This is a genomic window from Bacillus pacificus, assembly GCF_020861345.1.
Lineage (GTDB): Bacteria > Bacillota > Bacilli > Bacillales > Bacillaceae_G > Bacillus_A > Bacillus_A pacificus.
This window is the reverse complement of sequence record NZ_CP086328.1, coordinates 566660-591754: the sequence shown is the minus strand read 5'-3', so window position 1 is coordinate 591754 and position 25095 is coordinate 566660. Positions and strand designations below refer to the sequence as shown.

Here is a 25095-nt window from a genome sequence, read left to right as displayed (position 1 = left end):
GTTTTTCTCAGTGCGCCTGAAATGAAATATTAATAAGGAAATAATGCATTCACACAAACAAAAAGAAATAAATAGTATACATTATTTATATAATTGTGTTATACTCTTGTTGGGGATTACGAGAAATATTTCATTAAATGAAAAGGATGGTATATAAATATGAGTACTGTGAATGTCCAAATTGGTTTACACGAATTATTGAACGGAAGCAATGCACAGATTCAACTAAGTGTTCCGCAATTAGTGGAAAAAGTATTAATGCGAAATGAAGGGAAATTAACTTCGACTGGTGCCGTTTCTGCTTCAACTGGAAAATATACAGGACGTTCTCCTAAAGATAAATTTATTGTGAAAGAAGCATCGGTTGCTGACAAAATTGCTTGGGGAGCAGTGAACCAACCGATTTCTGAAGAACATTTTAATAAATTATATACGAAAGTTTTAGAATACTTAAAAGAGAAAGAAGAGTTATTCGTCTTCAAAGGATTTGCAGGCGCTGACCGCAATTACCGCCTACCAATTCAAGTTATTAATGAATATGCATGGCACAATCTATTTGTACATCAATTATTCATTCGTCCAACTGAAGAAGAATTAACAACTCATGAATCAGAGTTCACAATTGTTTCTGCACCGAATTTCAAGGCTGATCCAGCTGTTGACGGCACAAACTCTGAAGCATTTATTATGGTTTCATTCGAAAAACGTATCGTACTAATTGGTGGTACAGAATACGCTGGAGAAATGAAAAAATCAATCTTCTCTATTATGAACTTCTTATTACCTGAACAAGATATTCTTTCTATGCATTGCTCTGCAAACGTAGGTGAAGAAGGCGATGTAGCACTATTCTTCGGTTTATCTGGAACAGGTAAAACAACATTATCTGCTGATCCAAACCGTAAATTAATCGGTGATGATGAGCACGGTTGGTCTGATAACGGTGTATTCAATATTGAAGGCGGTTGCTACGCGAAATGTGTAAACCTTTCTCACGAGAAAGAACCACAAATTTTCGATGCAATCACATTTGGATCTGTTTTAGAAAACGTTATCATTAATGACCAAACGCGTATCGCAGACTATAACGATACTACTTTAACAGAAAATACTCGTGCTGCATACCCTATGCATGCGATCGACAATATCGTACTGCCAAGTGTTGCAGGACACCCAAATACAATTATCTTCTTAACTGCTGATGCATCTGGCGTATTGCCTCCAATCAGTAAGTTATCAAAAGAACAAGCTATGTACCACTTCTTAAGTGGTTACACTAGTAAACTAGCAGGAACAGAGCGCGGTGTTACATCTCCGCAAGCAACATTCTCAACTTGCTTCGGTTCACCATTCTTACCACTTGATGCATCTCGCTATGCTGAAATGCTTGGTGAAAAAATCGAGAAACACGATGCGAAAGTATTCTTAGTAAACACTGGCTGGACTGGTGGCGAATACGGCGTTGGTAAACGTATGAACTTAGGTTACACTCGTGCAATGATTCAAGCAGCATTAAACGGTGAACTTGCGAAAACTGAAACAGCTAAACATGACATCTTCGGTCTTGAAGTTCCACTTCACGTACCAGGTGTACCTGACGAAGTGTTAATGCCTGAACAAACTTGGGCTGATAAAGCTGCTTACAAAGCAAAAGCAATCGAACTTGCAAATGAATTCAAAGCTAACTTCAAAAAGTTCGACAGCGTATCTGAAGACATTATTAACTTAGGCGGCCCAATCGCTTAAGTACAAACTTTCTGTTGGAATCACCCTTTACTCATATGAATAAGTGTCGTGTAACCGTAAAGTTTCGCGTACTCACCGACAAAACCCAATGCGGCTTAACGGTTACACACACTTACATAAAAAAGAAGCTTACGTTTTTTACGTAAGCTTCTTTCTATATCTTATATAGTGACTTAGCTCATAAATCACTTACCGTCACCTATAAAATTACAGAAAATTCATTTTATAATCATTCGTTTTTAGTTTCCTATGCTATAATTTACATATACAGGAAAGGGTGAAGCTTATGAAAAATTTTTCTCGTACAGGAAAAATTTTATTCAGTTACGGAGCGATTCAAATGTTTTGGGGACTTGTAATGCTTAACGTTAATGTATTTGAGCATACAAGCGAAACAATAAAATATATTATTCTAATTATCGGAATAGTTTTTTGTATTATATCCAACTTTTTTAAAGAACATAAAAGTCATACTATTACGTGATTTTATGTTAACTTATTGGAAGCAGAAACCTGTATTTTATGAAAAGTTTCGCTTCCTATTGTACTATTCATCGCCGGATCCCTTATTCCAGGGTAAATTCATTTTTACACATATAACTTACGGATATATCCCTCGCTAGATCCTCTATTCCATCTAAAAAGAGGCTTTTTATCTTTTGGTTAGTTCCTTTTCATCTTTCATACTATAATAACCTAAGTTAACGACGATTAAAAAATAACCGCCCATAATCCCTACTGCAAATGCCCACATAACCATATGGTGCTCAATTTCGTACATAATAATAGCGCCCAAAATAGCAGCCGCAAAACGATTAAACATACCGAGCGTCGGTGCTTTCGTTTTCTTTACGATACTATCTCCAAGCTTCTCAATTCGTCTCCCTAAAAGCCACACGCAATACATACTTACAATAAGTCCAATTCCTGCACCTAAAAAATGTGCTGAAAACGGTGTTACCATCCAGCCTAGCAAAAGAAAACCTAGTATATAATACGATTGAATTTTAAACGACCTTAACGACATACTAATCATGCTGTTCTCCTCTTCTTCAGTAATTTTTATCTATCCAACGAAAGACTTCTTTCAAGTTCATACTACTTAAACCCATTTCACTCAAATTAAAAAACAACATAAACACAATGTTTATGTTGTTTAAATGTTTTTAGAAAATAATATTATACAAGATTTCCAACATCATATTTTCATAATTTGTGACGTTTTTTCAAACATTTTTCGTCCATTTATGAAAAAATTGATATCAATCTATGAACATACGGATATGATGTAATAAGTACACAAATAAAGGGGGCGTCTAATGATTTATTTTTTAATGGCTCTCATTCACCTCATTATCCCTGCACTTATTGGACTTTCATTGTATTGGTACACGAAAAACCATAGTATTTTCTACGCTGTCCTCGGTGTCCTTCTTCCAGGTATTATTCTTATCACACTCTTCCGTATTCCATTTTTAAACTTAATTCCTCTTGTTACTGCTATCTTATTTCTCATATTCTTACCAAAAATAAAAAAATAGGAAAGCAGATCATAGGTGATCTGTTTTCCTATTTTGATATAGGTTCCCCCGCAGTAGAATGCACTTTTACTTTCTCCGATTTCACAAACCATAAACCGAAGAAAATAATAATTCCACCGATTATTTGTTGAAACGATACATCTTCATTTGCCCATACAGCTGCAAATAAAACAGCTACAAGTGGCGTTATATACATATATACCATCGTATGTGACGCTCCAATTTTTTGAACACCAACATACCACATCACTAAACCGAACACTGTTACAAAGAAAATAGAATATAGTAAAGCGAATAGTGTTATTCCATGTGTAATGTGAAATGGCATTATAAATACGTATGGTCCACTTAAAAGCAAGAGTGGAATCGCGCCAACTAGTGCTGACCATGCGGTAACACGTAGCGCTGAATATTTTTTAATTAATGGGCTTGCTAAAACAGGATAAAGCCCCCAGCATATTGATGTAATGAGTCCAATCCCATTTCCATAAAAAGAACTAGCAAGTGAATTCCCAGCTACTAAAACTAAGGCTGCACCACAAAAGGCAATGATTGAACCGATAAGCTTTCGAGAAGAAAACTTTTCTTGTTTTAAGATAATCGCAAATACAGTTGTAAAAATAGGTGAAATAGAAATGAGTAAAGAGGCATTTGTAGCGGATGTATATTTTACAGTTTCCATAAATAACGTTTGATACAGTACAATACCTACAACGCTAACGATAATTAATCTAGGTATATCCTTGCGCTCCATATAAACCGACTTTTCAATAAAAAATGTAAGGAGTAACATAAGCGGTGCCGCTGATATCATCCGAAGTGCAGTAAATTCAATTGCTGTAAATTCTAAAAGTCCATATTTCGCAATCGTAAAATTAATCCCCCAAATAATAACGACTGCTAAAATTAATAATTCAATTCCCCATCTTCTCATGCGTATCCCCTCCGCAAATATGATTATACAGAAAATTCAATCATATGTACATTTCATTATGTGAAAAAACCTTTGTATTGTATGAAACGTTTTGGTACATGAAATTATATCGGCGATTTTCTGAATATATCAGCGTAACTCCGATTATATCGGCGATTTTTCGAATATATCAGCGCAACTCGAATTATATCAGCGATTTTTTAAATATATCGACTTATCAACAAAAAACGACAAAAATAGCAGCTTATTCAATAAAAAAAGTGGTTCCAAAATACATTTTGGAACCACCTTTCCTTTACTACACTCGAACATGTAACTTCATATTTGGATTATAAAATTGGCTCGGGCTCTTCAGTTGAAAAGTCCCTCCACCTTCATGCCAATCAACTGTTAACTTATCATCCATAAATACAAGCTTTGTGCGATCTGCGATAAAGCTAAACTTGCTTGATTCAATATCCACATCGCGCTCATCTTTTTCTGCTACAGCTACTAAATCGATAATTCCGCTCATTACACAACCGCAACCTTCATTATCGTAAAATAACTTTATATATTTCGCTTCATTTGGAATCGTATCCACAATCTTTTTATATGCTGCTTCTGTTACAGTAACGTACATACTCTAATCTTCATCCTCTCTTCTCGTATCCTTCATATATTGTACCATCATTTTTTTTAAAAGATATATACAGAAAATTATGAACAATATACAATGTATGTAGTAAAGGAGGTTGTATCACTCATGCTCAAATTACTACGATACCCCATCTTCCTAGGTCTACTCGGTAGCTTTTTTATTTCTAGCGGTATAGTATTACACCATATATTTCCCTATACTCCTTCTATTGGTTGGATTTTAGGTTTTATTTGTTTTCTATCCGCTTCTTATTTTGCTATGAAAAACAAAAACATCTAATTAATTCAAGGAGGATAACATGCCAACTTTAAAAGAAATAGAACAATCACTCAATCATTTATTCGAAATAGAAAAATACGGAAAAGACAGTGCCTTTAGTCGATTTATCCCGGCCGTATATGATCCTATCCCATTTCCATGGCAAAATTTTTTTGAAGCCAATTTTATTGAGCTATTTAACGGTCTTATGATACGAGGAGCTGAAACTGTAAATAAAGTATTTTTAGCTGTTTTTCCTACAAATGACGTTCTTGAAACATTCATTTCACAATCCACATCTGGTGATTTACTTTTTATGCACCACCCACTTGTAATGGAATGCGGTGATCCGCTTGGAAAATCAGGTCGTGGTTTTATTCCAATACCTGAAAAATATTTGCAAGCGATAAAAGAAAAACAACTTTCTATATATACATGTCACGGACCAATGGATATTCATCAAACGCATGGAACGAGCATTTCAATTGCAAAAGTCTTACATGCTCACGTAGTTGACGGCTTTGCATATGAAGGCCCAGAACAAGAGCCAGTTGGCCTTATTTGTGAAATAGATGAAACATCCACAGAAGCACTCCAAAAGCGTCTAAAAAATCTCTTCCATATTCCTTATACAGACTTCGAAGGTAAACAACATGATTCTATCAAAAAAATTGCAATTATTGCGGGATGTGGCGATGTCGTTTCTCTCATGAAACAAGCAGAAGCAAAAGGTGCTGAAGCATATATTACTGGGGAAATCCATTGCCATATCGACAATAATTACGGTAAACAGAAATACTCGCTCATTATGGATTACGTAAAAGAAACGAATATGTCACTCATCGGTGTATCACACTCTGCCTCTGAATATTTAGTGAAAGAAACATTGATGTATGATTGGTTTAAAGAGAATTTTGAAGTGGATGTTACTTTGGTTCCACAGGAAAAATGGTGGTTATAAATTTTTAAAGAGATAGCTAATTTAGCTATCTCTTTTTACTAAACTTAAAATAGAAAAAATTCGATATACAATACACTTTCACCCTACTGTTAAAATCTAAACACACAATACAATCAACCACACAAAAATATAGAATTCCTAATATACATATAGTAGTTCTATTTTAAAAACTAGATTTTCAAAATATAGAAAGGAGAACATGCATGTACCCACGTAATTGTTTTAGTTGCGACGGCAGACGCCCCAGTGGTTCTAACGGGAATACTGGACCCACTGGAAGCACCGGACCTACCGGCATCACTGGACCCACTGGAGCTACCGGCGCTACTGGGGGTCCAGGAGCTGGCTTACAAAGTACTACCGCCTTTAGTCTTGCAGCCGCTCCCAACTATAAAGCCGGACAAGTTGTTACTTATACGAGCAGCGGCTATGTTGTAAAAAAGGATGCACCTCAAGGATTTCCTAATGTATCTCCAGATTATATCGTATTAGTAGAAAGTGGGCCTACTGGACCCACTGGTAACACCGGATCTACCGGTATCACCGGACCTGCTGGCATCACCGGATCCACTGGAAGCACTGGACCCACTGGAGCTACCGGCATCACTGGACCTGCTGGTATCACTGGTAACACCGGCATCACCGGATCCACTGGAAGCACTGGACCTGCTGGCATCACCGGACCTACCGGCATCACTGGACCCACTGGAGCTACCGGCGCTACTGGGGGTCCAGGAGCTGGCTTACAAAGTACTACCGCCTTTAGTCTTGCAGCCGCTCCCAACTATAAAGCCGGACAAGTTGTTACTTATACGAGCAGCGGCTATGTTGTAAAAAAGGATGCACCTCAAGGATTTCCGAATGTATCCCCAGATTATATCGTATTAGTAGAAAGTGGGGCTACTGGACCCACTGGAAGCACTGGATCTACCGGGAACACTGGACCTACTGGGAGTACCGGATCTACTGGAAGCACTGGACCTGCTGGTAACACCGGATCTACCGGCATCACTGGACCCACTGGCATCACTGGATCCACCGGGAATACTGGACCCACTGGAAGCACCGGATCTACTGGCATCACCGGACCTTCTGGTAACACCGGATCTACTGGAAGCACTGGACCCACTGGCATCACCGGATCTACCGGAAGCACCGGACCCACTGGCATCACCGGATCCACCGGCATCACTGGACCCACCGGGCATACTGGACCCACTGGAAGCACCGGATTCACTGGCATCACTGGACCCACCGGAAGCACCGGACCTTCTGGCATCACTGGGTCCACTGGAAGCACCGGACCCACTGGCATCACCGGATCTACCGGCATCACTGGACCCACCGGCATCACTGGACCCACTGGCAACACTGGACCCACTGGAAGCACCGGACCCACCGGCATCACTGGACCCACCGGCATCACTGGACCTACCGGGAATACTGGACATACTGGACCTGCCGGGAGCACCGGACCTGCTGGTAACACCGGATCTACTGGCATCACTGGACCCACTGGCATCACTGGGCCCACTGGCATCACTGGACCCACCGGGAATACTGGACCTACCGGAAACACCGGATCTACCGGAAACACCGGACCCACCGGCATCACTGGAAGTACTGGACCCACTGGCTCCGCTGGTAGTGCTTCAGCAAAAAGTATTGTGTTTCAAGGAACAAATGCTGGTTTTCAACGTATAGCGGGATCTCCTGGAATTGACTCCAATGTTATTCCGTATGTCACTGCTGGATCTGGTAGTATAGTTGGTTTTACGGCGTCTATAAATGTAAATAACTTACCTGCTGCTGTTTATACAATTGATATTTGCAGGAATGTCCCTACAAACCTCACTGCTCCTACTTCCAGTTACATTCTAACTACTATTACTTTAACTACCACAGACAAAATTACCGGAACTATAGTATTTTCCATTAAACCGACGGATACTGGTTCCGGACAAATTCAAGTATTTAATCCTACTCCCGCAGTAGGTCCCGCTACTGTAACTTGGACTAGTATTACAACTGGAAACCTTGTTTCGAGAGGAGATGCTATATCCCTTTATATTAACCCTGGAATTACTGCGAGTGCTGTATATTCTATTTTTCTAATCACTGACATATAACCCACACTTAAAACCATTTATTCCACAAAAAAGACCCAAGATTCGGGTCAACAAATAACAGACAAGTTCATTATATACTTTCACTGTAAAATAACCATATTTTGGATTTTTTCGCATGCTGCACTAATAGTGTGAACAATTTCGAATTTTTATTCAAAAAAAAAGGGAGTTCACTCTCAAATAAGTGATCTCCCTTTTTAAAATAACTTTTCATGATATCGGCAATACAACCTTCACCGTCGTTCCAACCCCAACTTCACTTTCAAAACTTATTTTACCGTTGTGATCTTTAATAATTTTTTCTGTAACTACTAAGCCTAAACCTGTTCCCGTTTCTTTTGTTGTGTAAAAGGCTTCATTTAGCTTCGGGATTTTGTCTTTTGGAATGCCGCAACCTTCATCCTTAACTTGAACAATGATTGCATCTTCTACAGTCACTTTAATCGTAATCGTTCCGCCAACTGACATTGCTTCAATCGCATTTTTAATTAGATTAAAAAACACTTGTTTTAATCGTTTTTCATCGCATGTAATCGATGGTATGTCTTTACTATAAATACCTTGTATGTGCACACCTTGATTTAAAGCAGGCTTCCCCATAACTCGAATAACATAAGCGATAATTTCTCCTATATTATGAACTTCTGATTCTATTGATTTAGATTTCTCAAATCCACTAAGTTCTGTAGCGATTGTATGAATTCGTTCTACTTCTTGTTTCATAATATCACTATATATTTTATCCTCTGGATATTTAACCGCTTGCTTATTTACAAATTTATCTAAATTAGCTAAAGGTCTTTTAATTTTGGAACCAATAACTGTAGCCATTTTCCCAACAGTTGCTAATTTTTCTGTTTGTTGTATTTCTTTATTCATCATCTCAAACGTACGAACGTAAGATTGGAACCTTAAAAACATAATCCAACATATGATAGTAAATACGCTATATAATGCCATCGGGATTAAAACGAGTGATGAGTGAATCATGATTCCTATAAGAGCATATTTTCCAACAAGTATGCTCGGAACTAACCAAAAATATCTTTTATTCACAAAAAGTGGGGCAAATAAAATAAAAAATCCTTCTACTATATTCCCACCATCAAACTCAGCATCACTACCGTAGTAAATCATAATATTATGGATAAAATCTAATAGATTATACCCAATTAGAATAATATACTTTACTGCAAATGGATTTTTCCATTTCATAAAGTATATTCCAGTGCAAAATAAAAACACCATCAGAAAATAAAGCCATAAACCTAAACCATCTTCAAATTGTCCTACTCCTTCTTGCTCTCCTCCTATTAAAGGTACAATAAATTCGTAGGCAAGATCGTATACAAAAAATATAATGAAAAATAAACTTAAATATATTTTCAGCGCCTTCATTTCTTCATTTTTAAATATACCGTCTTTATTCATATGGTAACTCCTAGCTTTTCTCCCACTTGTATTTCATTATTTCCACACTTTTTTGGAAGAATAATATCTATTCTCGTTCCCTTATCTCTTTCACTTGAAATATGTAACGTACCAAGGTGTTCGTTGACAATTCGATCTGCTACCGTAAGTCCCAAACCAATTTTATCTTGTTTTGTTGTATAAAAAGCTTCTGTAACACGAGCCACATTTTCTTTCTTAATACCGTAACCATTATCGATTACACTTAATATTACATAATCTTGTCCTTTATTTTCTAATCGTAACTCTAATGTGCCACCTTGCTCCATTGCCTCCAGAGCATTTTTTATGACATATAGAAAGACTCCTCTTATTTTCCGCTCATCACATTCAACTTCTATTATCTTTTCTTCGATATTAGACATAAGCTGGACAGTAGATTCATTCATTTTTTCTCGAAGAATTGCTACTGCTTGTAATGCAATTTCACCTATATTATGTTTTTTATAAATAGAGGGTTTACATGTAGCAACTTCCATCAATTCACTTATCATATTATTCATATTTTCTATTTCAAAAATCATCTGTTTATAAATAGGGTCCTCTTCATGCTTCTCTCGTTGTAATTGCGTAAACCCTTTTAATGAAGCAAGTGGATTTTTAATTTCATGTCCCACTGTCGCTGCCATCTTTCCGATTACTGCTAATTTTTGTGATTCACTAGCAATCTTAATACTTTCCTTTACCGCTGAAAGGTATTGTATAAATCGATTTAAAATGATATATGCCGCTATTAATATGAGTGTATACATAATGAGGTACATAAATCCTTTTACTTCCTTTAATACAAATAAGTAAATTACATATTTCCCTACAATAGTTGAAAGTACAAACACAAAATATTTTTTATTTAAAAATATAGGTACAAAGAAGATGAAAATAATTTCTATTATATTTCCCCCATCAAATGCCGCCTTATTATAAAGCATATACGAAAATATGTTAGCAATTTCTATTCCTATGTATGCAAATACACATGCATATTTCACAAAATTCACTTTCTCTCTTTTTATTAAATATACATTTACACCGAGTATTGCAGTTCCGCAAATAACTTGCCATAGTATGCTATGTCCCTTATCCGTTAGTGATTTATTTTCTAATACGATTGCATAGAGAATTTGGTATGAAACAACAATGACGTATAGCACCCACAAAAAGATTTTGGCATTCCTTTCTTCTTCTTTATATGATAGAAAACTTTCTTTCACTTCAACACCCCTTCAACATAATATCTCGAAGAATACCATTTATTATAATAAATGATTTTCTTATACAAACAAAGATAAATCGAACATTTGAGGAAAATCATCCCAACGTTTTAATACTTTCAGACGATATGTAATCATAAAAATTATAAACAATAATACGTATATTATGTGGGAGAGATTTTATATAAATGGTAAAAAATGAAGGAAAGTTTGGTGTCTTAATAGAACGAAAACCTACGCTCCTGGCGTATGAATAGGAGGCTCATTCATGTTTGTTACCGTCGAGAAAGATGTGCATATTTTTGTGCAAGATGTTAATCCCGGTCCCGGTAGTAAAACCGTGTTCTTCGTTCACGGTTGGCCTTTAAATCATCAAATGTACCAATATCAGCTCAACGTATTACCACAGCACGATTTCCGCTGCATCGCTATGGATATACGCGGAAATGGGCAATCCGATAAACCATGGACTGGTTACACATACGATCGTTTAGCAGACGATATCGCCATTGTCCTAGAAGCACTTCAAGTCGAAAATGCTACATTAGTCGGTTTCTCAGTAGGCGGTGCTCTTTCCATTCGGTACATGTCTCGCTATAATGGTCAACGTATTTCTAAACTTGTATTAATCGATGCCGTTTCCCCCTCTTTCGTTAAAAATCAAGAATCTCCCTATGGTGTCCCAAAAGAACAAGCAGATACTCTCATTAATCAAATGTATGCTAATCTACCTAAATTTTTAAATGATGTGTCTTTATCATTTTTTAATAGAAACTTAGGATCCGCTACGTTAGAATGGTTTTCTTATCTCGGTATGCAGTCTGCTTCCTATGCTCTCATCAAAATATTGCAAGCAGCCGCAAATGAAGATGTAACGAAAGATTTAAGTAAAATTAACGTGCCAACAAAAATATTCCACGGTATTCACGATCAACTTATCCCATACAAAAGCGCTGAACTTACGCAAAAGCGGATTAAAAATTCTCAGTTACATCCTCTCACCAATAGTGGTCACGGCTCCCCAATCGATCAAGCGGATGAATTAAACGAAGAACTTATAAAGTTTTTACATTCATAAAAATCTATGCCAAATCGTATCGATAGGAACGTAGTTTTCAAAAACGTTAAAATTCACACATTTCTCACAAATCAATTGATAAAACGATTACATTTTCATTTATACTAAATGTACAAGTAATACTCCCTAAACCCAGCTTGTCTGGTTACCCCGTTAAATACTATAAAAAAGAACTTGTATCGTTATACAAGTTCTTTTTGTTTCTTTTATCCCGCTTTAACGGGCAGTAAGACCCCCACCTCAAAATTCAGTAAAGCAAAGAAATTAGGTGGGGGTCGGGCTGCCCATAAAAGTCCAATTGGTGAGGGCTGATAATCAGTGGGGGATGAAGAAAACCCCCACTGATTAAAGTTTTACTTTATTTAAAGAGGATATCTTTACTATATTGATTTCCGACGAGTAAGTCATATTGGAGCATTTTATATTGCTCTAACATTTCTTTTTGTTTCTTTGTTAAATCATTGATTACTTCTCCATTTTTATCAACTTTTAATTCATCTCTAAGTACCGGTATTTCCTTGTAAAATGCCGATAAAAATTGATAAAATAAGGATTTATTTAATCCTGCATAATCAAAAATAAGATTGGAAAAATAAATTGGACTTACTACACCTAAATTATCATTTGGCATATCAAAGTTTGCATACATTAATAGCGGCGTTTGGGCCATCGCTAAACGTTCGCTCGGTGTTTTTTCATTCGTTATATACCCATTTTCTTTATAAAAAGATTTATTTGTTCCTAATGATGGAAGATGATCTCCAAAGAATACTAATAATGTAGGTCTATCTAAATTATCTAGTTTTTCTATTAAATATTGAAGGGCCTCATCTGAACGTCTTAACCCTTCTGTATACGTCTCTAATTCTCCCTTTGATTCTTCATTTTCTAGCCCGCTAATTTCTATTAGGTTTTCACCAAATCGGCCTTCTGTAAATGGAAAATGATTTTGCATCGTAACTGCATGAATAAATGTAGGTTGTTTTTGCTTCTCTAACTCAGCAATTATCTCTTTACTCATCGCTAAATCACTAATATAATCTCCATCAACATCTACATTTTCCATCGTATCAGCTGCATTAAATTTATCAAATCCTAACACCTTATATACATCATCACGTTTAAAGAATGTGCGACCAAATGAATGAATTGCACTTGTGTAATACCCTTCTTTTTTCAACGCCGTAGGGATTGATGGAATTTCTTTCTTATTTGTAATAACCTGCTGATATGGTATAGAACCTGGCTTTAACAAACTCATTGAATAACTCGTTAATGCCTCAAATTCAACGTTCGCCGTATTTCCCCCAAATGTAGGAGAAATAGTTTGTCCACCAGGAAAGTTTTCTATATAATGATGCAAATTTGGTACAGGATCTTCACTAAAAGAAAGGTTAGTTGCTTTCGTCGGATCCCAAAACGATTCACTCATTACAAAAATAATATTCGGTTTCTCTTTTTTCTTTTGGCTCCCTATATTTCCACTATATTGTTTTTTTATATCGTTTGCTATTTGAAGCATATTTTCTTTAGAATAATTTTTTGGTTTTTCCATAACTGTTGTATCTAAATTGCTAATAAACCCAAGTACAAAACCATTTGAAGCATAGTTCTCATTTTGATCCCACAAAACAAAATCTACACCTGATTTTTGAAATACTTTATTCATAAATGTGTTCGCAAAATTACCGTACGCATATAGAACAAAAATAGATCCTACTACTAATAAAGCTCTTATTCCTAGATGAGTCTTTACATTTTGAATATATCTTCTCATATATATCCCTGCTACAATACAAGCCACGATACTTAAGATAATGACAAAAATATAACTCCAGCTAAAATAGTCCATCACCATCGGTATAACAGATTGCATATGCATAATTTGTGTGAAATCAGAAGGATACAGCGGATCACCTCTAAAAATAAGCTTTAAATAATTCACAATACCTAAAATGACTAACGTACAGCTCGTTAAAATCATACTTAGAAAAACCTTGCCTATTACATTATAAACAAGAATGTATATTGCATAAATTGCTACAAAACTTAATATAAACTGCATGTTATACAAGTAAATCCAATTCATTGCCTCTATGAAACTCATATTAACTTGCATGACAATATAAAATAACGCTACTGTATGAGCTAGTAAAAATAATATAAAATGCACTCGTAGGGATGCCCTAAGTGTAGACATCTCTTTTTTATTAAAATGTGAAATATAAAATGTTATGCCCCATATGAAAATCATCATGACAATTAAAACAAGATTTTGATTTAATTGAGCTTTCATTATGTCTAAATTAAAAACCTTTAAAATCATAAACAGCATAGTTATTACTAATAAAGTCACCATACTACTTATAATGCTAGAAATTAATATATTTCTTTTTGGAAGATCAAAAAGTGTAAAACCATAATTCAATTCATTCCCTCGTTTCTATGTCTTAATTTCCCCCGCATCGAAAGAACTATTTCTATTAAAATAACATATATGACATATTTCGTCTGCATACTTGCTTCTATCATAAATGTATTGTCTTAATATTCCCTTAATCACCAGTTAATACTCATTCTTGAAAAACTTAATTTCAGCATTCCACTTTATGATATAATAACTATGTTTTGGAAATCCTTAATACTATTAAAGATTTCACATGAAAATACGAAAGAATTAATAAAAAAGGAGTTGCTCATTTTTGCTTACTAAGTTTAAGAGTTTGCCTAAAGCGGTATATGCAATTTTGGCGCTTTCTTTCCTGTTGCACGTTTTTTGTTTAGTAAAACAGCCAGGATTAGATGGAGAGTTAGTCAAAGTAACATATGGTGCAAATGATGCCTTTAACTATTCGTTAACAGCTGAACAACTATTAAAACATGGTGTATTTGGTTATGTGTATTTAGAACCTAGTGAAGTTCCAGGGAAAAATGCATATATTACACCAGGTCAGCCATTACTATTAGCTGGCGCTATGATTATTTCTGATATTACATCAATTCCTTACTATTACGTAGCAACTGTTATTAACATGATTATGAACCTATGCACAGTGCTATTAGTATTCTTAATAGGAAAAGAATTGTTCGAAAAAAACATTTATGGAATTGTTGCAAGTATTTTATATGCTATTTATCCAAGTAACTATACATACTTCCGTACATTGCTAACAGAAGTTCCATCCATATTCTTATTAGCGTTATGTGTATATGTATTTGTTCTCGCATGGAAATACAATAAAGTGAAATTCCATATATGGTTTGGAATTGTCGTTTCAATTTTACTTATGTTCCGTCCAAATCCAGCTCCAATGATGCTCATTCCTGTTCTTGTTGTGTTATTTACATATGGATTTAAAGACTCCATTCGAATCGGATTGTTATGGTTTATCGGACCTTTCTTTATTATTGGTGCATGGGTTGTTCGTAACTATTTAGCACTCAACCAATTTATTTTATTCTCAACCCAAGGTGCTGACCCACTAATTGCGGGTGCTGATCCATTTAATAAAATTGGATATGAAAATATAGTAAATGAAATGAGAGCCAAAGGCTTAGATGACAAAGGGGCATACGCAAAAGAATTAATCAAGAACGGCTTTAAGACGGACTTCACTTATTGGTTCTCTTGGTTCACTGTCGGTAAAACAATTGAATTATTCAAAACAGCTCCTGCTGTAGACCAATACCGTATTCATAACTTTATGCAACTATGTCATAGAGTGTTTATTATCGGCACATTCTTGAGCAGCTTCTGCTTCATGCTAAATTCATTTAAACATAAACGCGTTATGATGCTAGTAGCAAGTTCTATTATTTACATTATCTTCTCAAACTTATTCTTAGCAATTAATCGCTATGGATTTTTCATTAATCCCCTTATGTGCTTAATTCTTGCATACGGATTAATTCACATTGTGCAGAAGCTTCCATTCTTCCGCACTAACCAAGCATAATAAGAAAGAGGTCGTCCAACGGTGGACGACCTCTTTCTTATTACCCCACACTTTGCACACAGCCAATTTGTCCATTCTGTAATCACACTTTAATTCCGTATGTATGTGTTTCTGTATTTGTCAAAATATCTTTCACAACACTACTCACTATTTCACTTATAACTTCAAGTTTTTTACAACTATTACTATAACAAAAGAACCCGCCCCCACCTAACTTCTTTGCTTTCGCTCAATTTTGAGGTGCGGGGCGGGCTGCCCGTTAATGCGGGATAAAGTATTATATAAAAGGAAACAGCCATATTTTCCATACGATACATACGAGTACAATAACTACAAAATCAAAAAAATCTAATCTCGGTCCTTTTTTCATATTCATCTCTAGCCATAAATGAAGCCATTTTATTTTTGTGTATTTTTGGATGTTTTTCTTTGCAAATCGGTAAATGAGCACTTGCATAATAAAAAACCCGACTACAAAAATAAACAAGAAAATAAGAAAATCGACCACAAAATTCCTCCTTATTTTTGCAGCGATTTTTCTACGATATGATTTTTCAAAACCCACTCTTCAAATTGAGCACTTCCAAATTCCCAACTAAGATCACGAGCATGTACAGAAAAAACGTAATAACCAGCATATTCGTCCATAAATTTCCCCGTCTCAATCCCATCTTTCTGAAGACCATATGCTCCAAAATTAAAATATACATCCCACACGTCTTCATTCTTCCGCTTATAAGCAATCGATTCCATATCGCATTCTGTTCCGAAATAATCAAGATGTAAATGTACGCTATCATCATATTCGTACTCCATTTTATCACCCCTTATATTTGTACTTCTTTATCCCCAAAAAAATTCCTGCTATCTACACTCACATATGGGCACTTACCTACATATCATGCTTGTAGAGTGACTTCTAGGAGGTGTTATATAGTGAAAAAATTAATAGCTGTTTTTTGTATCATGTTACTAGCTGTCTTCACATTTGCTGCTTGCAGTAGTAAAAAAGAAGATACGAAAGAACAAACTCAAAATGTTCGCGTCGGCGAAGTTACCCATTCTCTCTTCTATGCCCCGTTATATGTCGGGATTGAAAAAGGATTTTTTAAAGATGAAGGATTACATGTTGACCTCCAAACAACAGCTGGTGGAGATAAAACGATGACCGCCCTATTATCTGGCGGGATTGATATTGCTCTCGTCGGTTCTGAAACATCTATTTACGTTCATCAACAAGGCGCAAAGGACCCAGTCATTAACTTCGCACAACTTACACAAACAGATGGAACATTTTTAGTTTCGCGTAAAAAATTAGACTCTTTTAATTGGAATGACGTAAAAGGTGTTACGTTTTTAGGACAGCGTAAAGGCGGCATGCCACAAATGGTTGGAGAATACGTTTTAAAGAAAAATGGCATTGATCCTCACAAAGATACAAATTTAATCCAAAACATCGAATTCGCTAACATTGCAAATGCCTTTGCATCTGGTACCGGAGAATTTGTACAGCTCTTTGAACCGACTGCAAGTATATTTGAAAAAGAAGGTAAAGGTTATATCGTCGCTTCGTTCGGAAATGAATCTGGTACTGTTCCGTATACAACGTTCATGGCAAAAGAAAGTTTCTTAAAGAAAGATAAAGCTGCTGCTGAAAAATTCACACGGGCGCTCTATAAAGCACAACAATGGGTTGATACTCATAGCCCAGAAGAAATTGCTGATGCCGTTTCTCCGTTATTTAAAGACACTTCAAAAGACATTACAGTAAAAGTAATTGAACGGTATAAAAAGCAACATTCTTATGCGACAAATCCACTATTAGATGCTGAAGAATGGAAACAGCTCCAAACGATTATGAAAGACGCTGGCGAATTACAAAAAGAAGTTCCACATGAAGCGCTCGTCAATACGAAAATTGCCGAAAGCGTTATTAAGAAATAGAGGCGAAGTGTATGAGTTTTTTACAAATACGTAACGTTTCTCACTGCTTTTTCGCAAAAGAGAATGCCAAATTGATTCTCGAAGATATGAGCTTACAAGTGGAAGAAGGCGAATTCATTTCGATACTCGGCCCAAGTGGTTGTGGCAAAACGACACTCCTCTCCATTATTGCCGGGCTTCTTGATCCAATTGAAGGTATCGTCTTTTTAGATGGTGAGCCCATTACAACGAAAACTTCATCTATGGGATATATGTTACAGCAAGACTACTTGTTTCCTTGGAAGACAATTGAAGAAAATATTATGCTTGGACTTCATATACGAAAAATTTACGATGAACAGACGAAAGAACATACTTTACAGCTTTTAAAGCAAGTCGGTCTACATGATGTAGAGCAGCAATATCCTCGTGAACTATCCGGTGGTATGCGTCAACGTGCCGCCCTCGTTCGAACGTTAGCGACCGACCCAAAAATTTTATTGCTAGATGAACCTTTTTCAGCGCTCGATTATCAAACGAAATTGAAACTAGAAGATCTCGTTTTCAGCTTACTACACAAATATAAGAAAACGTCACTACTCGTGACGCATGATATTGAAGAAGCCATTGCGATGAGTGATCGTATTTATTTACTGCAAGCGAATCCTGGAAAAATTGCAAAAACATTTATCGTCCCAGAAAGCATCCGTTCCTTATCACCGTTAGAATCACGCCACCACCATGACTTCCCATCCCTCTTCCAAAATATATGGAAGGAGCTGGAGCGTCTTGGATAATATAAAACAACTACATGAACAGTTTCGGAAAAAAGAACGCAGGCGCGCATGGTTAGCACGCTCTTTACAACTTTTACTGCTCATTCTTTTCTTTGCACTATGGGAGATAGCTAGCAAGAAAGAATGGATTGATCCTTTACTCTTTAGCTCTCCTTCAAGCATTTGGGAGCTCTTCCTTAGTAAATGGATGGACGGTTCGCTTTTGGTTCACATATGGACGACATTACTTGAAACGGGATTAGGCTTCATTCTTGGAACAGTGCTCGGCGCTATTATCGCTACTTTCCTTTGGTGGCTACCACTTCTCGCCCGCGTACTCGATCCATACCTCGTCGTCCTAAACGCCATGCCAAAAGTAGCACTTGGTCCGATTATCATTGTAATCTTCGGTCCAAATATTTCTTCGTCAATTGCAATGGGAGTAATCATTTCCATCATCATTACCATTCTCGTTATTTACAGCGCATTTCAAGAAGTCGATTCTAACTATATAAAAGTGATGGACACATTTGGCGCAAATAAATGGCAATGCTATAAACAAGTCGTTCTCCCTGCATCTTTCCCAGCCATTATTTCAACGTTAAAAGTGAACGTTGGATTATCTTGGGTCGGTGTTATATTCGGCGAACTTCTCGTCTCTAAACAAGGCCTTGGCTACTTAATTAGCTACGGATTCCAAGTATTTAATTTCACACTTGTTTTACTGAGCGTACTACTCACGTGCGTCCTCGCAACACTTATGTATGTGTTTGTTGAGGCATTTGAAAAACTTCTAATTGGGAAACGAAAAAGAAGCTGACTTAGAGCGATAGACTATAGTCAGCTTCTTTCTTTTACTTTTTATCACACATCTTTGTTTCATTTTTAACATTTCCATCCGCAACCGTAACTGTATGGAAACAATCTTTCACACGTACTGTAACGACATTATCTTTTCGATCTATCACATGATAATCATTAAACTTTTTATCCAATGCACTACGAATTTGCTCCCCTTCAAAAATCGGAAAACCGTGAGACATTACCCAAATGAGACCAGCGACAGCAAGAATCGTTTTCATACGTTTCATTACCTCCTCGAGAGTAAACTTATAGTCCCTATAACACGCGCATTATAATTGTGTCTAAATTGTGACATTTTTATACTAATTCTATTTTATAATGATAGTTCCTTCTTCTTTTTGATAAAAATACAGAATTTTCAATTTTATCAACATAAAAAACGTAAAGAACTAAAATTCTTTACGTTTTGTTAGCTAACATATATAACTCTCATTAGTTTCCGCTGTATTGTTCTATCGTTTTCGAAACATCATATAATCCCGACAACACTTCCGCTCTCATTTTTACAAACTCAGGGAATTGATAGAAAAAGGCGATTTTTTTATACTTTAACTCCGATCCTTCTTTCACCTTTTTTGAATCTTGTAAAATAAATGCTGTAAACGTATCTGCAATATCTTCCGCTACATTTGTCGTTCCATACTGTGATACAAACTCATCATGCTTTTCTTTAAAAAATGCAATTTGCGTTTCTTCACTTTCTTCTACTTTCTTTTCTGTCCACTCCTGCTCAATAGGCTTCCAGAAAGAATTATAAAATTGATTAATATAAGAGTTTTCCTTCGCGCATCCCTCTTGTAAGAAAAGAGTTCCACATTTATTTCGGTACGTCGAAATATCTTTATCCTCTTCAAAATCCTTTACATAGTTTTCATCTACTGGTATTTGCTTATGCCCGAGCGTTAACACGTGAGCCGTCTCATGAATTAATGTTTTCATCACTTCATCAATATTTACCGCAGAATCAAGCGTATCTAAGCTAAGAGTCCAGTCTTTCGGATTCTCTATACTAGGCATAACGTGAGCAACAACACCGTCATAACCATCCGTTATTAGATCAAATTCCGTTATATTCCCGCGATATTTTGCTGGAATGAGCGTGCGATACATATCCCATAAATCTTCATGATACCCTCTATCTTGACGTTGTTGTAGCACCTCTTCTTTCGCTTCTTTATCATTAGCAAATACTTTATTTAAACGTTTCCGTTCTATTTTTTCAAAATAAGGATCTACAATTTCATCACCATCAATATAATAAGAAGCTAAAAAGAAGTAATTTTCATCATCATCTTCTTCTTTTTTCCGCTCTGCCTTTTTCATATTTGCACTTTCATGCTCTTCTATTTCATAATCCTCTACTGCTTCAAGCTCAGATAATCCATCTATTTTTTCATATACTTTTTGAAGTTTCTTATCTCCTATTTCCACGCATTCTTTTTCTGTTTTACACACTTCTTTTTCTTTCACACTCTTCATAGAACTCTCGCACCCTGCTAGTAAGCCGATTGCAACGATAACCCCTACTAACTTGCCATACAGTCTCTTCATACATTCCTCCATCAATACATTCTACAAAAATATCATAATCATTTTTTAATGAATATGCGATAATAAATTATAAAAATTGTAAGGAGGTTTCCTATGATTCGAGCAGTCTTATTCGACTTAGATGGAACACTATTAGATCGTCGTCAATCTTTAGAACAATTTATTCATGATCAATATAATCGTTTTACCTCTCATTTAATGAACATAGAAAAATCCGAGTATTGTTCTCGATTTCTCGAACTAGATAATAATGGATACACGTGGAAGGATAAAGTATATGCTACTCTCCTTTCCGAATACAACATTACTACTTTAACACCAGAGCAACTGCTGCACGACTACATTACTAACTTCCAACATCATTGTATCCCTTTCCAAAACATGCATGAATTACTTCAACGTTTAACACAACAAAATATTAAAATTGGGATTATCACAAATGGCTTTACTGACTTTCAAATGAACAATCTTCGCGCACTAAACATACATACGTATACAAATACAATTCTCGTTTCAGAAGCGGAAGGAATAAAAAAACCACATCCTGAAATTTTCGAACGAGCTTTAAAAAAGCTAGATGTGAAGGCAGAAGAATGTCTTTACGTTGGGGATCATCCTGAAAATGATATACTGGGTTCTGAACAAGTAGGGATTCTTGGTGTTTGGAAAAGAGATTCATTTTGGGGTGATTTTGAGCATTCGCGTGTGGTGGATGATTTGTTGGAGGTGCTTTCGTTTTTAGAGATAGAGGCAAAAACAAGACAATAGTAAAAGGAGGCTTCGTTTCCCGGACGCCTCCTCTTCCTTTATGACTCATATACTGTAAACTGCGGTTTACTCGGATGATCCTTAACTTGCGCATCATCTGGAAACTTTGAAACTTTTTGATATAAGGCAATGTCACCGATACAACTCGCTGTTAGTAAAATTCCTAAAAATGAGAGTGGCTCCAGATTCATAACTAATCCCAATACAATTGGCAAAATTCCAGTCGGTAGAAACGGTAACATTAACACTTTCTTCATTTGCTTTACTGTAATTTCTTTTTTAGAATGAGCGTATGCTACACCTAATTTCCAATTGACGCCCCATGTTAGTTCACTCCACGGAACACCTCCGATATAACGAAATCCAATTAAATGTATTGCCTCATGAATACAAACGAAAACAATCATTCCAATAATCAAAAGAAACATAGTTGGTAATGTAATTTCAAATTGAACCCCGCCTGAAAGAAATATATGCAAATAACCAATTCCAAACGCCAACGCAAATATTATAAGTAATGAATAGATATTTAACTTAACCATCGAAACAGTAACAGTCGTTTCTTTCCTTTTATCCATCTTCCCCCTCCTAAAATGTAAATATATCTTTACAAAATTGTATAATATAACCAAAATTATGTAAAGATATATTTACATTTAATCTTACACACAAAAAAAGAAACCGGCCACTTTACTTCGTAAAACAGCCGATTTCTTCTATATGTTTCATCGTACGCGCCAATACATCGTCGCGCATTATAAAGCTAAATTTTCTATCCGTTTTAATGTTGTCAGGAATGTCTGTTAATAAAACAGATCCTTTCGTTTCTTCGTAATGCGTATGTTCTTCTACCGCACTAATTGTTGCAAAATAAATGTTTTTAATGATTATTTTGTCTTTTCCAGATACTTTATATTGTCCTAAGTAAGTTAAATCAGAAACTATGCCGCCGGTTTCTTCATGAACCTCTCGAACTGCCGCTTCTTCCGGTGTTTCCCCTAGTTCTACTTTTCCACCTGGAAATTCAAGACCGCGACGTAAATGATGCGTTAATAACCATTGATCCCCGTACCGGCATACAACCCAAACATGCTTTGGCTCAGGAGAAAATGGATAACGTTCAAACGATAATTGTACAGTGTTGTGGTAATAATCTTTAAATTTGTACATGCCATTACTCCCCTATTGATGGTTACAAGTTTTTCCTACCACAAATTGTAGCATATTCTCGCTTTTCTGCATAATATTATCCAATTATAATCCATTGATTATTCCCATTTGCGCGACTAATTCTTTCGTCTCATGATTTCCTAAATCGTAAATCATTTTATATGCTTTTTGTAGTTGTTCATCATATCGGTCATTATTTGAATCATGATGATACTCAACAAATGGAACGTGGGAGCGTACAAATGAACCTAAATCCTCAACATACGCTTGATCAAAGTACTCTCTTAACTCCGTAATTTCCTCATCATTTGCGGAAATCTCAAAATTATACGTATCCGCTGTCTTCACTTGTGAAATTTGACCGTTTCCTATTGATATATAATATGTTTTTTTCTGCTCCATGTAACACCCTTCTTTCATCCTTTTTATGTCTATTGTTTTCATCAATTACAAAATTATGTAAAATAAAGAAAAGGAGGGATTCCATGTTTAAAATATTAATTATCGGTATTATCATCGTCCTAGTCATACTAGTACTCTCCATCATGACGATTAATAAAGGCTACGCTTATAAACATTCCGTCGATAAACTAGAAGATAATCCTTATACAAAAAATAATAAGGAGAATTCATAATATGTTTCGTATACTTCGCATTGGAATCGCGCTCACTGTAATTATTATTTCAGCAATCGGACTCTATACGGGGCAAAATACCTTTCTCCCCCTTTCACAATTTCTATTAGGAGCTTTAATGTTTGTCATTGCTATTGAACAAATAAAGAAAAAGGATTCCGGAACAGGATTTATTTGTATTGGTGCTGGAGTTTTCACCTGGATCGTTCTCATCATTAGCCATATAAAATAGTAGGGGGAATATACATGTTAAAAGGATTACGGATTACTTTTGCACTCATTGCATTATGTATAGTAATCTATGGATATTTTACTGGTAATAGAGAAATAATGCCTTACATGTTCATTTTCTTAGGGTTAATGGCTTTCACTATAGGACTAGGGGAAATAAAATAAGACAGAAAATCTAGTGGTATATTTGCTTTTCTCGCTGGATCTGGTGCTTTATTTCTTAGCTTCTCAGAACTATTTCGGTAAATAATCTATTTAAGGGGACATTACATGCTAATTGGATTACGGATTGTTTTAGGACTTTTCACGCTTCTCATACTCTCTCTTTGCACTTATATCCAGATTACCGATCATTTCTCACTTCTCCCATACGTACAATTTATTCTCAGTTGTTTCTTTATTCTTGTCGGAATTAACGAATTTATATCTGGACGAAAATCCATGAGCATTCCTTTTTTTTCGTGTCTATTCTTACGCTCTTCGTTCTCATATCAAACTACCTTCGCTACGTATAGAATGAAATCTTGAGCATTTTCGCATTTACAAGCAAGTAGTAAAATAGGGATGATTTTTTGTCAGTTTTTGTCGGTAAGTCGATATTCCATGTCGAATCGCCGATATAATTTGATTTACGGTCGATATATTATAAAAATCGTTGATATATTTAAATAATCGTCGATATAATTTGATTTATTATCATGACACAAAAAAACTGCCCTTTTACAGGCAGTTTTTCTTTATCCAAATACTTTCTCAAGTTCATCTTTATCTTGGCTTAACCAGAAGTTCATTAAGCGTTTTGCTCCTTCTAAATCGTGAAGCTTCGCTTGACCACATTGCGTTTCATTTGCAGCTGGAATTTCTGTAATTTGAACCGCATCTTTTAATGTTAGTTCTAATAAATCGATGATTTCTCGAACTGTCGGTGTTCCGCTTACTACAAGGTAGTATCCTGTTTGGCAGCCCATCGGTGAAATATCGATAATATCGAAATGCGGATAACGATCAATATATTTACGTAAATTAAATGCTAATAAATGTTCTAACGTATGAATAACATCTGGCTTCATCGCTTGTTTATTCGGTTGGCAAAAACGAATATCAAATTTATTTACAATACCGTCACTACCTACATTGTGAACTCCGCAATGTCTTACATAAGGTGCCTTTACAATCGTATGATCTAATTCAAAGCTTTCTACTGATGGCATACAACATCTCTCCCGCTTTTAATTTAATTCCGTTATATCCAA

General features: G+C 35.8%; 29 protein-coding genes and 2 pseudogenes. 15 read left to right on the top strand and 16 right to left on the bottom strand.

Features of this window, described 5'->3' with window-relative positions; all coding sequences use genetic code 11:
• The first annotated feature begins 159 nt into the window (after nucleotides 1-159).
• Complete coding sequence (pckA, locus tag LMD38_RS03065; RefSeq protein ID WP_000108802.1) at nucleotides 160-1746, top strand: phosphoenolpyruvate carboxykinase (ATP); 1587 nt, start codon at nucleotides 160-162, stop codon at nucleotides 1744-1746.
• Nucleotides 1747-2032: 286 nt separating this feature from the next.
• A complete protein-coding gene (locus tag LMD38_RS03060; protein WP_014893464.1) occupies nucleotides 2033-2230 on the top strand; it encodes a hypothetical protein in 198 nt (65 codons plus the stop codon).
• Nucleotides 2231-2398: 168 nt separating this feature from the next.
• On the opposite strand, the gene LMD38_RS03055 is transcribed toward LMD38_RS03060, so the two are convergent.
• Nucleotides 2399-2782, bottom strand: a complete 384-nt coding sequence (locus LMD38_RS03055) for an ATP synthase subunit I (protein ID WP_000624920.1) — start codon at nucleotides 2780-2782, stop codon at nucleotides 2399-2401.
• A 283-nt stretch (nucleotides 2783-3065) separates the two neighbouring features.
• On the opposite strand from LMD38_RS03055, the gene LMD38_RS03050 reads away from it, so the two are divergent.
• Nucleotides 3066-3287, top strand: coding sequence for a hypothetical protein (locus tag LMD38_RS03050; RefSeq protein ID WP_000639044.1), 222 nt, complete (start codon nucleotides 3066-3068; stop codon nucleotides 3285-3287).
• Nucleotides 3288-3315: 28 nt separating this feature from the next.
• On the opposite strand, the gene LMD38_RS03045 is transcribed toward LMD38_RS03050, so the two are convergent.
• Complete coding sequence (locus LMD38_RS03045) at nucleotides 3316-4221, bottom strand: DMT family transporter (protein WP_016718731.1); 906 nt, start codon at nucleotides 4219-4221, stop codon at nucleotides 3316-3318.
• Between the two features lie 298 nt (nucleotides 4222-4519).
• The gene (locus LMD38_RS03040; protein ID WP_000289576.1) at nucleotides 4520-4843 is read right to left on the bottom strand and encodes an iron-sulfur cluster biosynthesis family protein; all 324 of its coding nucleotides are present in this window, start codon (nucleotides 4841-4843) and stop codon (nucleotides 4520-4522) included.
• Nucleotides 4844-4936: 93 nt separating this feature from the next.
• On the opposite strand from LMD38_RS03040, the gene LMD38_RS03035 reads away from it, so the two are divergent.
• Both LMD38_RS03035 and LMD38_RS03030 read left to right on the top strand, forming a co-directional pair.
• Nucleotides 4937-5140: a hypothetical protein gene (locus tag LMD38_RS03035; protein ID WP_074567776.1), complete on the top strand. Its 204-nt coding sequence runs from the start codon at nucleotides 4937-4939 to the stop codon at nucleotides 5138-5140.
• A gap of 19 nt (nucleotides 5141-5159) precedes the next feature.
• On the top strand, nucleotides 5160-6080 hold the full coding sequence (locus LMD38_RS03030; protein WP_016718732.1) for a Nif3-like dinuclear metal center hexameric protein: 921 nt from the start codon (nucleotides 5160-5162) through the stop codon (nucleotides 6078-6080).
• A 478-nt stretch (nucleotides 6081-6558) separates the two neighbouring features.
• Here the strand turns inward: LMD38_RS03030 and LMD38_RS03025 are convergent, their stop codons facing one another.
• Nucleotides 6559-6774, bottom strand: a complete 216-nt coding sequence (locus LMD38_RS03025) for a hypothetical protein (protein ID WP_262464760.1) — start codon at nucleotides 6772-6774, stop codon at nucleotides 6559-6561.
• On the opposite strand from LMD38_RS03025, the gene LMD38_RS28790 reads away from it, so the two are divergent.
• On the top strand, nucleotides 6683-8209 hold the full coding sequence (locus tag LMD38_RS28790; RefSeq protein ID WP_392387682.1) for a collagen-like protein: 1527 nt from the start codon (nucleotides 6683-6685) through the stop codon (nucleotides 8207-8209). The two genes, LMD38_RS03025 and LMD38_RS28790, sit on opposite strands and share 92 nt — an antisense overlap.
• 210 nt (nucleotides 8210-8419) lie before the next feature.
• Here LMD38_RS28790 and LMD38_RS03005 read toward each other — a convergent pair whose 3' ends face one another.
• Nucleotides 8420-9640, bottom strand: a complete 1221-nt coding sequence (locus LMD38_RS03005) for an ATP-binding protein (protein WP_062822622.1) — start codon at nucleotides 9638-9640, stop codon at nucleotides 8420-8422.
• Nucleotides 9637-10890, bottom strand: coding sequence for an ATP-binding protein (locus LMD38_RS03000; RefSeq protein ID WP_062822621.1), 1254 nt, complete (start codon nucleotides 10888-10890; stop codon nucleotides 9637-9639). The genes LMD38_RS03005 and LMD38_RS03000 overlap by 4 nt, the downstream gene beginning before the upstream one ends.
• Before the next feature lie 268 nt (nucleotides 10891-11158).
• Here LMD38_RS03000 and LMD38_RS02995 point away from each other — a divergent pair, with 268 nt between their 5' ends.
• A complete protein-coding gene (locus LMD38_RS02995) occupies nucleotides 11159-11968 on the top strand; it encodes an alpha/beta fold hydrolase (RefSeq protein ID WP_228920173.1) in 810 nt (269 codons plus the stop codon).
• Between the two features lie 358 nt (nucleotides 11969-12326).
• Here LMD38_RS02995 and LMD38_RS02990 read toward each other — a convergent pair whose 3' ends face one another.
• Nucleotides 12327-14396, bottom strand: a complete 2070-nt coding sequence (locus tag LMD38_RS02990; RefSeq protein WP_062822620.1) for an LTA synthase family protein — start codon at nucleotides 14394-14396, stop codon at nucleotides 12327-12329.
• A gap of 274 nt (nucleotides 14397-14670) precedes the next feature.
• On the opposite strand from LMD38_RS02990, the gene LMD38_RS02985 reads away from it, so the two are divergent.
• Nucleotides 14671-15924, top strand: a complete 1254-nt coding sequence (locus LMD38_RS02985) for a glycosyltransferase family 39 protein (RefSeq protein ID WP_000956217.1) — start codon at nucleotides 14671-14673, stop codon at nucleotides 15922-15924.
• An 82-nt stretch (nucleotides 15925-16006) separates the two neighbouring features.
• Here the strand turns inward: LMD38_RS02985 and LMD38_RS02980 are convergent.
• The 3 genes and pseudogenes from LMD38_RS02980 to LMD38_RS02970 form a co-directional block, all read right to left on the bottom strand.
• Nucleotides 16007-16081 (bottom strand): annotated as a pseudogene (locus tag LMD38_RS02980) (DUF2196 domain-containing protein); the annotation flags it as partial.
• 120 nt (nucleotides 16082-16201) lie between these two features.
• Nucleotides 16202-16432 (bottom strand): hypothetical protein, encoded by a 231-nt coding sequence (locus tag LMD38_RS02975; protein ID WP_000227423.1) that lies wholly within the window; start codon nucleotides 16430-16432, stop codon nucleotides 16202-16204.
• An 11-nt stretch (nucleotides 16433-16443) separates the two neighbouring features.
• Nucleotides 16444-16740 carry a DUF3986 family protein gene (locus LMD38_RS02970; protein WP_000455572.1) on the bottom strand — a complete coding sequence of 99 codons (297 nt, stop codon included), beginning with the start codon at nucleotides 16738-16740 and terminating at the stop codon, nucleotides 16444-16446.
• A gap of 120 nt (nucleotides 16741-16860) precedes the next feature.
• Between LMD38_RS02970 and LMD38_RS02965 the strand changes: the two genes are divergently transcribed.
• The 3 genes from LMD38_RS02965 to LMD38_RS02955 are packed head-to-tail and all read left to right on the top strand — an operon-like array spanning nucleotide 16861 to nucleotide 19443.
• Nucleotides 16861-17868, top strand: coding sequence for an ABC transporter substrate-binding protein (locus tag LMD38_RS02965; protein WP_049113375.1), 1008 nt, complete (start codon nucleotides 16861-16863; stop codon nucleotides 17866-17868).
• An 11-nt stretch (nucleotides 17869-17879) separates the two neighbouring features.
• A complete protein-coding gene (locus LMD38_RS02960) occupies nucleotides 17880-18644 on the top strand; it encodes an ABC transporter ATP-binding protein (RefSeq protein WP_000009044.1) in 765 nt (254 codons plus the stop codon).
• Entirely contained in the window at nucleotides 18637-19443 is an 807-nt protein-coding gene (locus tag LMD38_RS02955) for an ABC transporter permease (RefSeq protein WP_000368793.1), read from the top strand. Before LMD38_RS02960 ends, LMD38_RS02955 begins: the two co-directional genes overlap by 8 nt.
• A 34-nt stretch (nucleotides 19444-19477) precedes the next feature.
• On the opposite strand, the gene LMD38_RS02950 is transcribed toward LMD38_RS02955, so the two are convergent.
• The gene (locus LMD38_RS02950; protein WP_000849109.1) at nucleotides 19478-19705 is read right to left on the bottom strand and encodes a hypothetical protein; all 228 of its coding nucleotides are present in this window, start codon (nucleotides 19703-19705) and stop codon (nucleotides 19478-19480) included.
• Between the two features lie 214 nt (nucleotides 19706-19919).
• Nucleotides 19920-21038, bottom strand: coding sequence for a zinc metalloprotease (locus LMD38_RS02945; RefSeq protein ID WP_062822618.1), 1119 nt, complete (start codon nucleotides 21036-21038; stop codon nucleotides 19920-19922).
• 93 nt (nucleotides 21039-21131) lie between these two features.
• On the opposite strand from LMD38_RS02945, the gene LMD38_RS02940 reads away from it, so the two are divergent.
• A complete protein-coding gene (locus LMD38_RS02940; RefSeq protein WP_062822617.1) occupies nucleotides 21132-21806 on the top strand; it encodes an HAD family hydrolase in 675 nt (224 codons plus the stop codon).
• Between the two features lie 38 nt (nucleotides 21807-21844).
• On the opposite strand, the gene LMD38_RS02935 is transcribed toward LMD38_RS02940, so the two are convergent.
• From LMD38_RS02935 to LMD38_RS02925, 3 genes are all read right to left on the bottom strand, one after another.
• Nucleotides 21845-22384 (bottom strand): DUF3267 domain-containing protein, encoded by a 540-nt coding sequence (locus LMD38_RS02935; protein ID WP_062822616.1) that lies wholly within the window; start codon nucleotides 22382-22384, stop codon nucleotides 21845-21847.
• A gap of 112 nt (nucleotides 22385-22496) precedes the next feature.
• Nucleotides 22497-22976, bottom strand: a complete 480-nt coding sequence (gene mutTA, locus LMD38_RS02930; RefSeq protein ID WP_000276386.1) for an antimutator 8-oxo-(dGTP/GTP)ase — start codon at nucleotides 22974-22976, stop codon at nucleotides 22497-22499.
• 84 nt (nucleotides 22977-23060) lie between these two features.
• A complete protein-coding gene (locus LMD38_RS02925; RefSeq protein WP_000435820.1) occupies nucleotides 23061-23378 on the bottom strand; it encodes a hypothetical protein in 318 nt (105 codons plus the stop codon).
• An 83-nt stretch (nucleotides 23379-23461) separates the two neighbouring features.
• On the opposite strand from LMD38_RS02925, the gene ytzI reads away from it, so the two are divergent.
• From ytzI to LMD38_RS02910, 3 genes and pseudogenes are all read left to right on the top strand, one after another.
• Nucleotides 23462-23611 (top strand): YtzI protein, encoded by a 150-nt coding sequence (gene ytzI / locus LMD38_RS02920; protein ID WP_014893459.1) that lies wholly within the window; start codon nucleotides 23462-23464, stop codon nucleotides 23609-23611.
• A gap of 1 nt (nucleotide 23612) precedes the next feature.
• Complete coding sequence (locus LMD38_RS02915; protein ID WP_061183693.1) at nucleotides 23613-23843, top strand: DUF3953 domain-containing protein; 231 nt, start codon at nucleotides 23613-23615, stop codon at nucleotides 23841-23843.
• A gap of 14 nt (nucleotides 23844-23857) precedes the next feature.
• Nucleotides 23858-24088 (top strand): annotated as a pseudogene (locus tag LMD38_RS02910) (YczI family protein).
• 491 nt (nucleotides 24089-24579) lie between these two features.
• On the opposite strand, the gene luxS reads toward LMD38_RS02910, so the two are convergent.
• A complete protein-coding gene (luxS, locus tag LMD38_RS02905) occupies nucleotides 24580-25053 on the bottom strand; it encodes an S-ribosylhomocysteine lyase LuxS (protein ID WP_001141369.1) in 474 nt (157 codons plus the stop codon).
• Between the last annotated feature and the right edge of the window lie 42 nt (nucleotides 25054-25095).